This is a genomic window from Vibrio sp. T9 (genome assembly GCF_003123985.1).
GTDB lineage: Bacteria > Pseudomonadota > Gammaproteobacteria > Enterobacterales > Vibrionaceae > Vibrio > Vibrio diabolicus.
The window spans coordinates 1-283 of the sequence record NZ_NIGY01000207.1; the positions used below are offsets into that span (position 1 = coordinate 1).

At 60.4% G+C, this 283-nt stretch carries 1 protein-coding gene; it reads left to right on the forward strand.

Annotated elements, in window-relative coordinates; genetic code table 11:
* The coding region (locus tag CBX98_RS26525) for a hypothetical protein (RefSeq protein WP_206781406.1) at positions 1 to 283 on the forward strand (283 nt) is incomplete at both ends.

The following is a 283-nucleotide window of genomic DNA, read 5'->3' on the forward strand; positions in this document are numbered from 1 at the left end:
GCGGAGGAATCGCTTCAAACCGGATCCTTTGCGGTGTTCGGGTTTGAAGATAGCAGCAAGGGCATCGCCGATGAATCGGCTCCTACCGAGCAAGGGCATCGCCGGCGAAGCCGGCTCCCACAGGGTCACGGCAATCTTGTGGGAGCCGGCAACCTTGTGGGTTACGGCAACCTTGTGGGAGCCGGCTATGCCGGCGATGGGTTTACATCACGCCGGCATCGTCGCCATGTCGATGACGAAGCGATAACGCACATCGTTCTTTGCCAGGCGCACGTAGGTCTCG